The sequence below is a fragment of the Kerstersia gyiorum genome, assembly GCF_048595715.1.
Classification (GTDB): domain Bacteria; phylum Pseudomonadota; class Gammaproteobacteria; order Burkholderiales; family Burkholderiaceae_B; genus Kerstersia; species Kerstersia gyiorum.
Genome location: NZ_CP169556.1, coordinates 1,848,498 through 1,863,022, shown reverse-complemented (window position 1 = coordinate 1,863,022; position 14,525 = coordinate 1,848,498). Strand labels below are relative to the sequence as shown.

The 14,525-nt window shown below is 63.7% G+C and carries 14 protein-coding genes; 13 read left to right on the top strand and 1 reads right to left on the bottom strand.

All coding sequences use genetic code 11. From position 1 onward, the window contains the following. Nucleotides 1-144: 144 nt before the first annotated feature. Nucleotides 145-675 carry a lactoylglutathione lyase gene (gene gloA, locus ACEW7X_RS08250; RefSeq protein WP_130487013.1) on the bottom strand — a complete coding sequence of 177 codons (531 nt, stop codon included), beginning with the start codon at nucleotides 673-675 and terminating at the stop codon, nucleotides 145-147. Between the two features lie 473 nt (nucleotides 676-1,148). Here gloA and ACEW7X_RS08245 point away from each other — a divergent pair, with 473 nt between their 5' ends. From ACEW7X_RS08245 to ACEW7X_RS08185, 13 genes are all read left to right on the top strand, one after another. Further along, complete coding sequence (locus tag ACEW7X_RS08245) at nucleotides 1,149-1,724, top strand: NADPH-dependent FMN reductase (RefSeq protein ID WP_253102818.1); 576 nt, start codon at nucleotides 1,149-1,151, stop codon at nucleotides 1,722-1,724. 197 nt (nucleotides 1,725-1,921) lie between these two features. After that, complete coding sequence (yaaA, locus tag ACEW7X_RS08240) at nucleotides 1,922-2,695, top strand: peroxide stress protein YaaA (protein ID WP_068372507.1); 774 nt, start codon at nucleotides 1,922-1,924, stop codon at nucleotides 2,693-2,695. A 29-nt stretch (nucleotides 2,696-2,724) separates the two neighbouring features. Continuing rightward, nucleotides 2,725-3,108 carry a SirB2 family protein gene (locus tag ACEW7X_RS08235; protein WP_068372510.1) on the top strand — a complete coding sequence of 128 codons (384 nt, stop codon included), beginning with the start codon at nucleotides 2,725-2,727 and terminating at the stop codon, nucleotides 3,106-3,108. 99 nt (nucleotides 3,109-3,207) lie between these two features. Further along, nucleotides 3,208-3,555, top strand: coding sequence for a SelT/SelW/SelH family protein (locus tag ACEW7X_RS08230; protein WP_083969653.1), 348 nt, complete (start codon nucleotides 3,208-3,210; stop codon nucleotides 3,553-3,555). A 250-nt stretch (nucleotides 3,556-3,805) separates the two neighbouring features. Then, nucleotides 3,806-4,735 carry a LysR family transcriptional regulator gene (locus ACEW7X_RS08225; protein ID WP_420177888.1) on the top strand — a complete coding sequence of 310 codons (930 nt, stop codon included), beginning with the start codon at nucleotides 3,806-3,808 and terminating at the stop codon, nucleotides 4,733-4,735. A gap of 49 nt (nucleotides 4,736-4,784) precedes the next feature. After that, a complete protein-coding gene (locus tag ACEW7X_RS08220) occupies nucleotides 4,785-6,275 on the top strand; it encodes an FAD-dependent oxidoreductase (RefSeq protein ID WP_420177887.1) in 1,491 nt (496 codons plus the stop codon). After that, a complete protein-coding gene (locus ACEW7X_RS08215; protein ID WP_257740886.1) occupies nucleotides 6,272-7,246 on the top strand; it encodes an ABC transporter permease in 975 nt (324 codons plus the stop codon). The genes ACEW7X_RS08220 and ACEW7X_RS08215 overlap by 4 nt, the downstream gene beginning before the upstream one ends. Beyond that, a complete protein-coding gene (locus ACEW7X_RS08210; protein WP_068372520.1) occupies nucleotides 7,243-8,157 on the top strand; it encodes an ABC transporter permease in 915 nt (304 codons plus the stop codon). The genes ACEW7X_RS08215 and ACEW7X_RS08210 overlap by 4 nt, the downstream gene beginning before the upstream one ends. Nucleotides 8,158-8,164: 7 nt before the next feature. Next, complete coding sequence (locus ACEW7X_RS08205) at nucleotides 8,165-9,208, top strand: ABC transporter ATP-binding protein (protein ID WP_257740885.1); 1,044 nt, start codon at nucleotides 8,165-8,167, stop codon at nucleotides 9,206-9,208. Beyond that, the gene (locus tag ACEW7X_RS08200; protein ID WP_068372526.1) at nucleotides 9,205-10,227 is read left to right on the top strand and encodes an ABC transporter ATP-binding protein; all 1,023 of its coding nucleotides are present in this window, start codon (nucleotides 9,205-9,207) and stop codon (nucleotides 10,225-10,227) included. The genes ACEW7X_RS08205 and ACEW7X_RS08200 overlap by 4 nt, the downstream gene beginning before the upstream one ends. A 51-nt stretch (nucleotides 10,228-10,278) precedes the next feature. After that, nucleotides 10,279-11,853: an ABC transporter substrate-binding protein gene (locus tag ACEW7X_RS08195; protein WP_420177886.1), complete on the top strand. Its 1,575-nt coding sequence runs from the start codon at nucleotides 10,279-10,281 to the stop codon at nucleotides 11,851-11,853. 33 nt (nucleotides 11,854-11,886) lie between these two features. Further along, nucleotides 11,887-13,200 (top strand): acyl-CoA thioester hydrolase/BAAT C-terminal domain-containing protein, encoded by a 1,314-nt coding sequence (locus ACEW7X_RS08190; RefSeq protein WP_420177885.1) that lies wholly within the window; start codon nucleotides 11,887-11,889, stop codon nucleotides 13,198-13,200. Between the two features lie 41 nt (nucleotides 13,201-13,241). Beyond that, a complete protein-coding gene (locus tag ACEW7X_RS08185) occupies nucleotides 13,242-14,354 on the top strand; it encodes a CMD domain-containing protein (RefSeq protein ID WP_415358735.1) in 1,113 nt (370 codons plus the stop codon). Nucleotides 14,355-14,525: the final 171 nt, after the last annotated feature.

Here is a 14,525-nt window from a genome sequence, read left to right as displayed (position 1 = left end):
CGCGACCTCCAGCAATAACAACGCGGAGCAACACCGGATCGGGTCCGGCACTGCTCCGCCATCGACTTCATTTCGTACTCGTCACCAGGCGCCCGGTGCAGCCAGGCCACAGCCGGTCACTCGAGCTGCCGGCCCTGGGGCCAATCAGGCCTGCAGCGGTGTCAACTGGATAACTTCCACCCAGTAGCCGTCAGGATCCTTGATGAACGCAATATCCCTCATGCTGCCATCTTCCAGGCGTTTCTTGAACGGCACCTGCAGGGATTCGAAACGCGCCTGCGCAGCGCGGATATCCGGCACCGTAATACAGAGATGGCCGAAACCGCGCGGCTCGCCATTACCATCGTGATAATGGAACGCCGGGTCGTTCTCGGTGCCGTGGTTGTGCGTCAGCTCCAGCATACCCGCCTGCGCCTTGCGCCACTCGTGACGCTCCGCGGGATCATCCGGCATGACGCCTGGGTCTGCCAGCAACGCGAGAAAATACAGGCTGAAGCCCGCTTTCGGGAAATCATGTTTCTCGACCATAGAGAATCCCAGCACACGGGTATAGAAATCCAGCGAACGCTCGATATCCTTGACCCGCAGCATGGTGTGGTTGAAAACGTAGTCGCGGGTCACGGCTTCGGGATGGGCCGTTACGCCAGGCAGCGAATTGAGGTCTTTGATCGACATGGGTCGGCTCCTGATCAGGTTCTGGGCTGAAAGGCCGCCAGCACAGGCCGGCCGGCGGCACGGCACATTCGTGCGGCGGGCCGCTATGGCAGGGCCGTCTGCCCCACCAAGCGGGACAGGGCCTGCAGGCGGCTGACCCCACGCAGTTTACAACGCCCATCATTGCCTAAGCCCGCATGCAGATCTGCCGACACTGGCCGCCAATCGCCATGCCAACCGCCGAGACGACACATTCATCGTTCACGAATAAGAACGCTGAGTCATGGACCACTCTTGCCTTGCTCAACAAAAAACGCCATGAAACCCGCATGAATAAAGAGTTCCAATGTTTCCCGAAAAGGTTCGGATCGAAAAAAATGATGGTGCACAGCAATAGATTCCGGCGCTATTATCGAGTCCAACGGTACGCCAATGACCTTTCCGGTCATGGACGTCCGGATCTCCTGGATCCCTCTCTCACATAGCGTCACATCATGTCTGCCAAACCTCGCCTGCATATCATTGTCTCCAGCACCCGTCCCGGCCGCGTCGGTCCTAAAATCGCTGCCTGGTTCCAGAAATTCGCCGCCGAACATGGCGGTTTCGACGCCCATCTGGTCGACCTGGCCGATTTCGAACTGCCGGTCTACGACGAGCCCAATCATCCGCGCATGCAGAATTACCAGCATGAACATACGCGCCGCTGGGCAGCCAGCGTTGCAGCCGCCGATGCCTTCGTGTTCGTCACCCCGGAATACAACTTCACGGCACCGCCTGCGCTCTTCAATGCGCTGCAGTATGTCTACAACGAGTGGAACTACAAGCCCGCCAGCTTCGTCAGCTACGCCTATGCCTCGGGCGGCCTGCGCGCCGTACAGGAAGTCAAGACCCTGCTGACCTCGCTCAAGATCGTGCCGCTGGTCGAACAGGTGATGGTGCCGATGTTCCCGCAGCATCTGGGCGAAGATGGCGAGTTCATCGCCAACGAACAGCACACGGCTTCCGCCCAGGCCAGCCTGGATGAACTGCTGCGTTGGACCAAGGCACTGGCGCCGCTGCGTCAGCAGTAAGCCCGCATCCATGCCGGCGGCAGCCGCCGGCACCGGCCAGTATCACGACTGTTGCGCATACTGTTCCCGGCACTCATACGCCGGCCTTCGGGCCGGCGTTTTCCTTGCTGCCGCAGCTTCCCCCTTGCGGCCTGTGCCGATCTGCGGAAAAGCCTGGCGGCTATGCTACGCTCACTCCTGAATTTTCCGGAGACGCCATGCTTTTCCTGCTATCCCCCGCCAAGAAACTCGACTACGACAGCGCCCTGCCCGCGCTGCCGCACACCCAACCCCGCTTCGTGCCGCAATCGACGGAACTGATCCAGGTTCTGCGACAGCTCTCCGCCGACGATATCGCAGCGCTGATGTCACTCAGCCCAGCGCTGGCACAGCTCAATCACGAGCGTTATGCCCAGTGGGAACCCCGGTTCACCGAAGCGGATTCACGCCAGGCGATACTGGCCTTCAATGGTGATGTCTATGAAGGCCTGGACGCCCGCACGCTCGCGCCCAAGGACCTGGAATGGGCGCAGCAACACCTGGCCATCCTGAGCGGCCTGTACGGCGTGCTGCGTCCGCTGGACCTGATGCGTCCGTACCGGCTGGAAATGGGCACTCGCCTGGAAACCGCCAAGGGCAAGACCTTGTACGCCTATTGGGGCGCGCAGATTGCACAGGCGCTACGCGAACAGCTGGCAGAGAGTGACGGCCCCGTCATCAACCTGGCCTCCGAAGAGTATTTCAAAGCCGTGGACCAGAAGGCATTGGGCGCGGAGATCGTGCAATGCGTCTTCCAGGATTGGAAAAACGGCGTCTGGAAGATCATCAGTTTCCATGCCAAGCGCGCACGCGGGCTGATGGCACGTCATGCCATCGAACAACGCGCGCGTTCGCTGGACGACCTGCGCACTTTCAACAGCGAAGGCTATTGCTACGACGCAAGTGCATCCAGCGCCACCAAGCTGGTCTTCCGCCGCCGGTTGGAAGACTGACCCCTGGCATCTATACATGAAACTGCACCATGGATAGCGCCTACGTCATCATGCGCGGCGTTCACCTGACTGCCGTGGTTCTCAGCGGCTGCCTGTTCATGGGGCGAGGCGCCGCCATGCTGCTGGGCAAGCAAGGCATGATGCGGCCAGCGCTGCGCTACGCCAGCTATGCCATAGACACGGTTCTGCTGATCAGCGCCATTGCGCTGGCTACCGTGCTGGCGCTCAATCCCTTGAGCACGCCGTGGCTGGCGCTCAAGATCGGGCTGGTTGTGCTCTATATCGTGCTGGGTTCCCTGGCCCTCAAGCGTGCACGCACCCGGCAAGGCAAGGCACTCGCCTATGCAGCGGCGCTGATCTGTTTCATACTGATCGCACACGTTGCCCATACCCAGGACGCGCTGTTCGGCTGATCCGCCCGCTCGTGCCTGCCTGCCCGGCAGGCACACGCCCCCTCGACTCCGCTGCCCCTGTGTCTTCGCCTCCCCGCCATTGCGACGAGTCCCGCTACCATGCAGACCGACACCCTTCCCCTTTCCCTTTCCGATACGCCCGCCGCCGCTCCGGCAGTTACGCCACCGCGCATTGTCATCCATTACTGCACACAATGCCTGTGGCTGCTGCGTGCCGGGTGGATGGCGCAGGAACTGCTGTCAACCTTCGGCACCGACCTGGGCGAGGTTGCGCTCAAGCCAGGCACCGGCGGCATCTTCCAGATCTACTACAACAATGAACTGATCTGGGACCGCAAGCGCGACCAGGGCTTCCCCGAAGCCAAGACACTCAAGCAATTGGTGCGCGACCGCCTGGACCCGGCCCGGGATCTCGGACATATAGACCGTACCCGCGACCACGGCTGACACCGCCCGACATTGCCGTCGCCTGCCCGGCAGGTAGACACTGAAGTTTGCGCTCCCGTCCAACGGGGGCAGTTCCTGCACGCCTGCAGCCTGCAGTCCGTGTACCTGCCAGCCATCGTTCCCCCTCTTTTCGCTCCCCTCGCAGCCCCACTGGCGGACTTGCCTTAGGCTGATTCCCCATATGCATATACGAAACAATTATTTTGATTGTGCATACAGGAGGCCGAATAATGCATAAAACGCATAAATCATGGAACTCCGACAACTCGAAGCCTTTACCGCCGTCATGGCTGCGGGCAGTATTACCGGCGCCGCCCGGCAACTGAACCGTTCACAGTCCATGATCACCCGCCAGATCCAGGATCTGGAGGCGGAGCTTGGCTATGACCTGCTGCACCGCAACGGCCCGCGCATCAAGCCGACCCTGCTGGCCTCGCATCTGTACGAGGAAGCCGAACGCATCATTTCCAGCGTGCGCCGCATCCAGCAACAGGTGCGCGAAGGCCGGGCGCATGAACAGCCCCTGCTGATTTCTTCGATTTCCTCGCTGGCGCTGGGCCTGATGCCGCAGGCGCTGGCCCGGTTCCAGCCGGAGCTGGCAACGCGCAAGGTACATTTGCGCACGATGACCCCCGAGCGCGTCGTCAACGAAGTGCTGCACCGCACTACCACCATCGGACTGTGCAGCCTGCCGGTGGATCACTATGGCGTGCAGGTGCATTGGATCGCGGAAGCGCCCTGCGTCGCCGTACTGCGCGCAGATGATCCGCTGGCCGCCAGGCAAGTTGTACGCATGGCGGACCTGGCCGATCGGCCCCTCGTCGGCATGGACAACCCGCATCGCCTGCAGCACCGGCTCAATGAGGCCCTGCATGGCCGCCTGCCCGAGATCGCCACCACGACTTCGGCCAATGCCCAGGTACTGGTGCGCGCTGGCCTGGGTGTCGCCATTCTCGAACCGCTGACCGTGCTCGGTGCACCGCTACAAGGACTGGTGCACCGGCCCCTGGATCTTCACCTGCCGTTCTATTTCGGTGCCCTGACCCCGCAAGGCGCGGACTTGCCGCCCCTGGTCACCGGGCTCCTGGATACCATGCGCGAGATCGCTGCCGGACTGCCGGGCTGCGTCCTGCACGCCCCCGACCAACATGCTCGCCTGGTTCAGGCGCAGGCCAGCTGATCCCGCTTTCCCGCACCTGCGTGCGTCAGCCACTTTTTATTGCTTTGCCATGACAACCACCTCATCTTCTTCCTCCATTTCCTGTCAGGCGGGGCTAGAAGCCCTGCGCCAGCGCTATGAGCACGACCTCAGCCTGCTGTGCCTGCCCGCTCGCCGCTGGACGCCTGTGCAAGAAGCAGACGGCCAGGAAGTCCTGGACGTGGCCATTATCGGTGCCGGCATGGCCGGGCTGGCCCTGTCGACGGCATTGCGCCACCTGGGTCTGCAGACGCGCAACTTCGACCAGTCGCCGGCCGGCCATGAAGGCCCCTGGGCCACGACGGCACGCATGGAAACCCTGCGCTCACCCAAGGAGCTGGCCGGACCTGCCCTGGGCTTTGCCGCGCTGACCTTCCGCGCCTGGTTCGAAGCCCAATGGGGTCAGGCAGCCTGGGAGGCGCTCGACAAGATCCCGCGCCTGCAATGGATGGATTACCTGCGCTGGTACCGTGAAGTAAGCGGCGCTGACGTGCGCAACCTGCAGCAGGTCACGGCCGTCCAGCCTCGTGCCGACCAGCTCGTGGCCTTGCAGATGCGCGATCTGTCTGGCGGGGGCTCCTACCAGGTGCTGACACGCCATGTCGTGCTGGCGACCGGACGCGACGGCCTGGGCGGCGCCTGGGTGCCGGAATGGAGCCAACAGTTGCCACGCCCGCTCTGGGTGCACTCCTCCGACACCTGGGACGGCGACATCATGCGCGGCAAGCGCGTGCTGGTCATCGGCGGCGGGGCATCCGCCATGGACAGCGCGGCCACTGCGCTGGAAGCGGGCGCCAGCAGCGTACACCTGCTGATCCGGCGCCCGGAACTGCCGCGCGTCAATAAGGGCAAGGGGTCCGGCAGCCCTGGCGCCACCCATGGCTATCAGCATCTGCCTGACGAATGGAAATGGCGCATCCGCCATTACATCCAGCAGCAGCAGGTTCCGCCCCCACACGGCAGCACGCTGCGTGTCTCGCGCCATGAGAATGCCTATTTCCACCTGGATGCCGCCATCCAGGGCGTAGAAGTGCATGCCGGAGAACAATCCCTGACCTTGCAAACGCGCCAAGGCCCGATACAGGGCGATATCGTCATTTTTTGCACCGGATTCCGGCCGGATTGGCATTTGCGGCCTGAATTCGCCCCTTTCGCCGCCCATGTTCAGCTGTGGCAGGACAGGTTCCCCGTTCCCGCCGGCCAGGAAGATGCGGAGCTGGCGAATTCCCCCTATCTGGGCAGCCTGTTCGAGTTCCAGCAAAAGGAACCCGGCCATTGTCCAGGGCTGGAACGCGTGCACTGTTTCTGCTATCCGGCTGCGCTCAGCATGGGAACAGTGTCGGGCGACATCCCGCAGATCAGTGATGGCGCCCGCCGCCTGGCCCAGGGCCTGGCAGGCGCGCTGTATACCGAGGACATCGCGCTGCACTACGAACGCCTGGTCCAGTTCGCCGAGCCTGAACTGGATGGCAGCGAATGGACGCCCGCGCCCCTGCCCCCCTACGCCGGGGCGCCAGCATGACACAGTGGCTGTTGCGCCGCTTCGGCCAGGCTGCCCTGGTCATACTGGCGATGACCGTCATCGTGTTCGTCGGCCTGCATGCGATCGGCAACCCCGTCGATATCCTTATCGGCGACGACATGAACCAGGAAGAACGCCTGGCTGCCATCGCCAGGCTGGGCCTGGACCAGCCGCTGTGGCGGCAATACCTGCTATTCCTGCAAAATGCGCTGGTGGGCGACCTGGGCAAGAGTTTCGTGTATGGCGAGGACGCCATCCATCTGATCCTGGACCGCCTGCCGGCCACGCTGGAACTGGCAGTCGCTGCGCTGCTGCTGGCCATCGTGCTGGGCGTGCCCCTGGGCCTGTATGCCGGCCTGCGCCCTGAATCGCCGCTGTCCCGGCTGTTGATGAGCGGCAGCATCGTCGGCTTTTCCCTGCCGGCCTTCTGGGTCGGGCTGATGCTCATCATGGTCTTCAGCGTACAGCTCGGTTGGCTGCCGGCCAGCGGGCGCGGCCCGACGCGCAGCCTGCTGGGCATAGAGTGGTCCTGGCTGACGCTGGAAGGCCTGCGCCATATGATTCTGCCGGCGCTGAACCTGGCGCTGTTCAAAATATCACTGGTCATGCGGCTGACGCGCGCCGGCGTGCGTGAAGTGCTGCCACAGGATTTCGTCAAATTTGCACGTGCCAAGGGCTTGTCCGACGCTCGTATCGTGGTGGTCCACGTGCTGCGCAATACCCTGATTCCACTGGTGACCGTGCTCGGCCTGGAGTTGGGTTCCACCATTGCCTACGCCGTGGTCACGGAATCCATCTTCGCCTGGCCCGGTGCAGGCAAGTTGATTCTCGACAGCATCAATACCCTGGACCGGCCCGTCATCGTCGCGTACCTGATGGTTGTCGTCGTGATTTTCGTGACGCTTAACCTGCTGGTGGACCTGGCCTATCGTGTCCTGGACCCGCGAGTACGACTGGAGGCAAAAGCATGAGCACGCCTGCCGCCCCGCACACGCCAGCGACCCGGGCACAATCCATCTGGCGCCAGATGGCAGGTGATTTCTTCGCCTCGCGCATGGCCTGCGCCGGCCTGCTGTTCCTGTTGCTGGTGATCGCTGCCGCGTTGTTCGCCCCATTCATCACGCCCCAGGACCCCTATGACCTGATGCAGCTGGATGTCATGGATTCCCGCCTGCCGCCGGGCGCCATCAGCACAGAACAAGGCTATACCTACTGGCTGGGCACGGATGGCCAGGGCCGAGACCTGTATTCGGCCATCATCTACGGCCTGCGCATCAGCCTGTTCGTGGGTATCGGCTCGGCGCTCATCGCCGCCGTGCTGGGCACGGTCATTGGATTGGTCGCCGCCTATGCCGGCGGCCGGATCGACGCGCTGATCATGCGCATTGTCGATCTGCTGCTCTCCTTCCCGACGATCCTGATGGCCTTGATGATCCTGGCCTATATGGGCAAGGGCATAGGCAATGTGATGCTGACGCTGGTGCTGCTGGAATGGGCCTACTACGCCCGCACCGTACGCGGTCAGGCCCTGGTGGAATCGCGGCGTGAATACGTCGAGGCGGCGCGCGGCCAGGGCATTCCGCAGTGGCGTATCGTGCTGGGCCACATTTTGCCCAACTGCCTGCCGCCCTTGCTGGTGATCGCCGCGCTGCAGGTCGCACGCGCCATCACGCTGGAAGCCACGCTGTCCTTCCTTGGCCTGGGGGTGCCCATTACCGAGCCGTCCCTGGGGCTGCTGATTTCCAATGGCTATCAGTACCTGCTGTCGAACGAATACTGGATCAGCTTTTTTCCCGGCATCGCGCTGCTGCTGACCATCGTCGCCATCAACCTGGTGGGAGACCAGATGCGCGACGTGCTCAATCCGCGCCTGCAGAAGTGAGGACCGCATGAATCCAGCCATCCACTCCCCCATGCCCCCGGCCAGCACGCCAACGCTGGAGGTGCGCAACCTGCATACCCAGTTCCAGACGCGTGCCGGTACCCTGCCCGTGGTCAATGGCGTGTCCTTCACGCTGGAACGCGGCAAGGTATTGGGCCTGGTCGGTGAATCCGGTTCCGGTAAATCCGTCACCGGCTTCTCCATCATGGGCCTGCTGGACGCCCAGGGCCGCATCAGTGCCGGCGAAGTGCTGTTCCAGGGCCAGGACCTGGCCAGTCTCTCGCCCAAGGCGATGCGTGCTATCCGCGGCAACCGCATTGCAATGATCTTTCAGGACCCGATGGCCACGCTCAACCCGGTGTTGCGCATAGACCGCCAGATGCTGGAAGCCGTTCTGGCCCATCAGCGCATGGACAAGCGCAGTGCGCTGGCCCATTGCCGCGACGTGCTGGCGCGCATGGGCATCCCCAGCCCGGAAGAGCGCCTCAAGGCCTATCCGCACCAGCTTTCCGGCGGCATGCGCCAGCGTGTGGCCATCGCCATCGGCCTGCTCAATTCCCCGGACCTGATCATTGCCGACGAACCCACGACTGCACTGGACGTCACTATACAGGCGCAGATTCTCTCTGAAGTCCAGACAATGGTGCGAGAAACCGGTACAGCAATGATCTGGATCAGCCATGACCTGTCCGTGGTCGCTGGCCTGGCCGATGATGTCGCGGTGATGTACGCCGGGCGCATTGTCGAGCATGGTCCGGTCGATGCGGTACTCGACCAGCCCCAGCATCCATATACCCAGGGCTTGATCAACAGCCTGCCCAGCGCCAACCGGCGTGGCGAGCGCTTGCGCCAGATCAGCGGCATGGCGCCCAACCTGCTGGACCTGCCGCCCGGCTGTGCCTTTGCGCCACGCTGCCCGCGCGCCAATGCTACCTGTACCACCCCGCCGCCTATCGTCACGGCTGCCCCTGCGCACGCGGGTGCCCAAGCTCATACGGTGCGCTGCTACTTCCCCGGCCGCTCCCCTGATATGGCAGGAGCCCAACCATGACCATCACTGCCGAGAATCTGCCAGCCCTGGTCGATCTGCAATCCGTCCGCAAGGACTTCGGCGCTCGCCCCGAGCCGGGCGCCTGGGGCCGGTTGATGCGCCGCTTGCACCTGGAGCATCCCCCGGCCGTCACGCATGCGCTCGATTCCGTCAGCCTGACGGTACAGCCCGGCGAAGTGGTGGGCCTGGTGGGTGAATCCGGTTGCGGCAAATCCACGCTGGGCCGGATCGCGGCCGGCATGCTGGAAGCCAGCGCCGGGCAGGTCAGGCTGCTGGGCCACGACATACGGAATATGAATGCGGCACAACGGCTGCAAGCACGCCTGGCGATCCAGATGGTGTTCCAGGACCCGCTGTCCAGCCTGAACCCGCGCCTGCGCGTCAACCGCATCGTCGGCGAGGCGGCACGCCTGCATGGCCTGACAAACGCCGCCGAATCCGATGACTACGTCTGCGCACAGCTGGAACGCGCCGGTCTGGATCCACGCCTGCGCTTTCGCTACCCGCACCAGTTCAGCGGCGGCCAGCGCCAGCGCATCGGCATCGCCCGGGCACTGGCGGTGCAGCCACGCATGCTGGTGTGCGACGAAGCCGTCGCTGCGCTGGATGTGTCTATCCAGGCGCAGATACTCAATCTTTTCATGGACCTGCGTGAAGAGCTCGGTTTGTCCTACCTCTTCATCAGCCACGACCTGGGCGTCGTGCGCCACCTGTGCGACCGCGTCGCGGTGATGTACCTGGGCCGCATCGTCGAAACTGCGCCGGTGGAGGAACTGTTTGCCAACCCGCAGCACCCTTATACACGCGCGCTGCTGGCCGAGATTCCCCGCATCGACGTGCGCAAGGTGCATTTCAATCCGCTGCGCGGCGAGATTCCCAGCCCCATGGCGCCGCCTGCGGGCTGCCACTTCCATCCCCGCTGCCCGCAGGCCATGCCGCGCTGCCGGCAGGAAGTCCCGCAACTCAAGGGGATTGCCGTGCGCCACTACAGCGCCTGTCATCTCAACGACGCGGCTTGAATGCCATGCCGCACATTTTTTCCCCATCCAACCTGGAATAAGGACCTGGCCATGAAACCCATCAAACTTTCGGTGCTGGCCGCCGCAGCCTTGCTGGTCAGCGGCACCACCTTCGCGCAGACCCTGACCATAGGCTTTGCCGACCCGATCTCTTCAGTCGATCCGCAACTCAACAATCATGCGGGCGACCGCTCGCTGGCACTGCACTTCTGGGATTCCCTGGTGGAATCGCGCGACGGCGGCAAGCTGTTGCCCGCACTGGCTGAAAGCTGGCAGGCGCTGGACCCGACCACCTGGGAATTCAAGCTGAACCCGGCGATCAAGTGGCAGGATGGCACGCCTGTCAGCGCCGAGGACATTCTTTTCTCCTTCGAGCGTGCCCGCAATGTGCCGGGTTCCGTCGCCTCCTATTCGGGGGCACTGCGCTCGGTGGCAGCGGTGGAATCGCCCGATCCGCACACCGTGATCGTCAAGACCAAGGCCCCCTCGCCCAATCTGCCGCTGGAAATCGCCTCCATCTATGTCGTCAGCAAGCATGTCGGCGAGAAAAGCGCGACGGAAGACTACAACTCCGGCAAGGCAGTCATCGGTTCCGGCCCCTACAAGTTCGTGTCCTACGTGCCGGGCGACCGCACCATCATGGAACGCAACCCTGACTACCGTGGCCCGGCCCCGCACTGGGAGCGCGTGAACTACCGCTACATCAACAATGGCGCCGCCCGTACTGCTGCCCTGCTGGCCGGCGACGTCGATGTGATCGACAAAGTAGCGGTGACCGACGTGACCAAGCTGAAGAACACCCCTACGGTCGAGGTCTATACCTACCCCGGCCTGCGCGTCCTGCTGCTGCAACCGAGTTTCCGCCCCGGCAGCAATGAATTCATCAAGGACAACGCCGGCAAGCCGCTGCCGGAAAACCCCTTGCTGGACGTGCGAGTGCGCCAGGCGCTTTCGCTGGCCATCAACCGCCAGGCCATCGTCGACCGCATCCTGCAAGGCACCGTGACGCCCGCCAATCAGTGGATGCCCAAGGACACGTTCGGCTTCAACCCGGAAATCCCCGAGATTCCCTATGACGCCGCTGCCGCCAAGCAATTGCTGGCGGACGCCGGTTTCCCGGAAGGTTTCCAGATCACGATACACGTCCCCGGCGATCGTTATCCGCAAGCGCCTGAAACCGCACAGGCCGTGGCGCAATTCTGGGCTCGCATCGGTGTGAAAACGCACGTCGAAGTCGTGCCCTGGTCGGTTTACGCCAGCCGCGCCGGCAAGAACGAATTCGCCGTCAGCGTCCTGGCCTGGGGCAACGGCACAGGCGAAGCCGGCTACGGCCTGCTGCAGACACTGGCCAGCAACGACCCGGCACAGGGCCGCGGCATCAGCAATTGGGGCCGCTACAGCAACGCTGCAGTAGACAAGGCGCTGGACGACGCCAATGCTGAATTCGATGCCGAGCGCCGGGCTGCCATCTTCCAGGGCGCTGCCAAAATCGTCAGCGATGAAGTCGGCCAGATCCCGCTGTTCCACTACAAGAACATCTGGGCGGCCAAAAAGGGCCTGAAGGTGGTCCCCCTCCTCAGCGACCGCACGACCGCGCTGCAGGTCAGCCCGGTCACCCAGCAATAAGCCGCAACACCCTACTGGAGCCTACGCAACGCCATGAGCATGCTTGACATCACTCCCGGGGACGCATTGATCGACGTCCCCCGCCGCATCTCCGTCCAGGGCCTGGCGCCGGACGAAGTCATCACCCTGCGCAGCCGTACCGTGCGCGGCCCCGGCGTGATGTGGCATGCCCAGGCGCGCTATCGCGCCGATGCCAGGGGCACAGTGGACCTGAGCCGTGACGCGCCGCTGGACGGCAGCTATGCCGGCATTTCGCCGATGGGCCTGATCTGGTCGCAATCACCGGAACAGGACGGCTCGCCCCGCGAAGTATTCCACACTGAAGCCTGCGCCCCGCTGACGACCGAACTGCAATTGCTGCGCGGCGCGGACATCGCGGCACGAGGCACGCTGGTGCAGCGCCTGCGCGTCGACGGCGTGCAGCGTGAAGACATACGAGAAGACGGGCTGGTCGGCACCCTCTATACCCCGGCCACGCCCGGCCCGCATCCGGCCGTCATGATCCTGAACGGCTCGGGCGGCGGCATCAACGAGCCGCGCGCCGCGCTCTATGCGTCGCATGGCTATGCCGCCTTCGCCCTCGGCTACTTCAAGGCGCCGGGATTGTCGGACTACATTTCCGACACCCACCTGGAATACTTCGAGCGCGGCCTGCAATGGCTGCACCAGCGGGTACGCCCGCAGCATGGGTTCGTTGCCCTGAGCGGCCAATCACGCGGAGGCGAGCTGGTCCTGCTGCTGGGCTCGTTGCTGCCGGAGCTGGTCAGCGCCGTCATTGGCTACGTGCCTGGCGCGGTCGTGCATTGCGCGCAGAATGCATGCAATCCGGCCACCGGCCGTGACGGCCCCGCCTGGTGGTGGCGCGGACAGCCGTTGCCGCATCTGTGGGAAAACAACCGCAACGCCACCTGGGAGCCCTGGGACAACGGCCCGGAACCGCGCCGCCACACACAGGCCATCCTCACTGGATTGCAGGATGCGGACGCCGTGGAACGGGCCCGCATCCGCGTGGAACAGATCCAGGGGCCGGTACTGCTGCTGTCGGGGCAGGACGATGGCTCCTGGCCCTCCAGCCTGTACGGCCGCATGGTCGAGGAACGCCTGCAGCAATTCGACCACCCGTGGCCAGTGGAGCGCTACGACTACGAAGATGCCGGGCACTCCATCCTGTTCCCCTACGTACCCACCACGCAATTGATCTATCGCCACCCGGTCTCGGGCCGTCTGAGCACCACCGGTGGCTCGCCCGCCGTCAATGCCGGCGCAGATGCCGATTCCTGGCAGCGCGTGCGCGCTTTCCTCGAACGTGCCGTGGCTGCCCGCGCCGCCGAACGCTCGCACGGCTGATGGCCCAGCGACAACCTACCGAGAAGAACCACAGAGACGACATGGACCTGATCGACCAACTCACGCAACTGGACGCCTTTCCCGACACACTGGCCTTGCGCCACCGGCGTGACAAGATAGTCGCGGCCAGCCAGGGCAGTTACGATGCCCTGTTCGACCCAACCCTGCCTGGCCTGGGCCTGCGCACCCGATTGCAGGTGGCCGAGCGCGTCGCCGCGCTCAGCGACAGCAGCGCGCTGCAACAGCACTATGCCAGCCGCCTGGATACGCCCGGGCTGACGCAAGACAGCGCAGCTATCAGCAGTGCTGCCCTGGTTTTTGCCGAAAAACTGACGCGTCGTCCGGTCGATGGCGACCGCGCCGCCATCGACGCCCTGCTGGCGGCCGGCCTGGATGCGCCCGCCATCATCACGCTGGCGCAATTGATTGCCTTCGTTACCTTCCAGGTCCGTGTCATCGCCGGCCTGGATGCGCTCAAGCACAGCAGCGCGCCGGCTGCGGATGCTGTAACGCCACCGGCCGACACAGCGCCCTTCGTCCACCCGGCCCATCTGCCCAAGCCTGGGGAAACGCTGAACATCAAGGGCTACACCAGTGCCAGCCTGGACTGGAAGGCCTGGGTGCCCGTGCTGCAACTGGACCAGGCCACCCCCGAGCAGCTTGCCATCCTGGAAGCCAGCCATCCCACCGCCAAAACCAGCGACTACTATCTGGCACTGATCCAGCAGCCTCGCATCCTGCAGGAACGCTCCACGGTATTCAATGCCATCATGTATGCGCCGGGGGGCATGTCACGCGCGGAGCGGGAACTGGCCAGCACCGTGGTGTCACGCGTAAATGGCTGCGTCTATTGCGCATCAGTGCATGCCCAGCGTTTCGAGCAGCTTGCCAAGCGCAACGACGTTATTGCACAAGTCTTCGAAGACCCTGACACAGCCGGCACCAACGCGCGCGAACGCGCCATCGTGCAACTGGCGCTCACGCTCACCCGCCAACCCGGACACCTGGCGGCAAGCGACCTGCAAGCGCTCTACGCCGCCGGCCTGACCGCGGCTGAAATCCTGGATGGCATCCACAGCATCGCGATCTTCGCCTGGGCCAACCGCCTGATGCTGAACCTGGGCGAGCACGTCTGGCCGGTCCAGCCGGCCTGAACACCGTCACAACGCCAGATTGGACATAATCGCTACGTACGCTCTGGACGTGAAAAACCCGCCTTTTGCACTGTTTTCTTATAAGGAAAACACGTTATCCGAAGACAACAAGTGTGGCGGGTTGCGTTAGGAAAAGTATCTTCCTGATCAAGCAGGTAAATCAAGTAAAGC

Bases quoted from the DNA above. Each gene is read 5' to 3' on its own strand.
- ACEW7X_RS08225 (WP_420177888.1), top strand. From the start codon at position 3,806: ATGGAACTCCGACAACTCGAAGCCTTTACCGCCGTCATGGCTGCGGGC.
- gloA (WP_130487013.1), bottom strand. From the start codon at position 675: ATGTCGATCAAAGACCTCAATTCGCTGCCTGGCGTAACGGCCCATCCC.
- ACEW7X_RS08190 (WP_420177885.1), top strand. From the start codon at position 11,887: ATGAGCATGCTTGACATCACTCCCGGGGACGCATTGATCGACGTCCCC.
- ACEW7X_RS08230 (WP_083969653.1), top strand. From the start codon at position 3,208: ATGCAGACCGACACCCTTCCCCTTTCCCTTTCCGATACGCCCGCCGCC.
- ACEW7X_RS08215 (WP_257740886.1), top strand. From the start codon at position 6,272: ATGACACAGTGGCTGTTGCGCCGCTTCGGCCAGGCTGCCCTGGTCATA.
- ACEW7X_RS08185 (WP_415358735.1), top strand. From the start codon at position 13,242: ATGGACCTGATCGACCAACTCACGCAACTGGACGCCTTTCCCGACACA.
- ACEW7X_RS08195 (WP_420177886.1), top strand. From the start codon at position 10,279: ATGAAACCCATCAAACTTTCGGTGCTGGCCGCCGCAGCCTTGCTGGTC.
- ACEW7X_RS08210 (WP_068372520.1), top strand. From the start codon at position 7,243: ATGAGCACGCCTGCCGCCCCGCACACGCCAGCGACCCGGGCACAATCC.
- ACEW7X_RS08200 (WP_068372526.1), top strand. From the start codon at position 9,205: ATGACCATCACTGCCGAGAATCTGCCAGCCCTGGTCGATCTGCAATCC.
- ACEW7X_RS08245 (WP_253102818.1), top strand. From the start codon at position 1,149: ATGTCTGCCAAACCTCGCCTGCATATCATTGTCTCCAGCACCCGTCCC.
- yaaA (WP_068372507.1), top strand. From the start codon at position 1,922: ATGCTTTTCCTGCTATCCCCCGCCAAGAAACTCGACTACGACAGCGCC.
- ACEW7X_RS08235 (WP_068372510.1), top strand. From the start codon at position 2,725: ATGGATAGCGCCTACGTCATCATGCGCGGCGTTCACCTGACTGCCGTG.
- ACEW7X_RS08220 (WP_420177887.1), top strand. From the start codon at position 4,785: ATGACAACCACCTCATCTTCTTCCTCCATTTCCTGTCAGGCGGGGCTA.
- ACEW7X_RS08205 (WP_257740885.1), top strand. From the start codon at position 8,165: ATGAATCCAGCCATCCACTCCCCCATGCCCCCGGCCAGCACGCCAACG.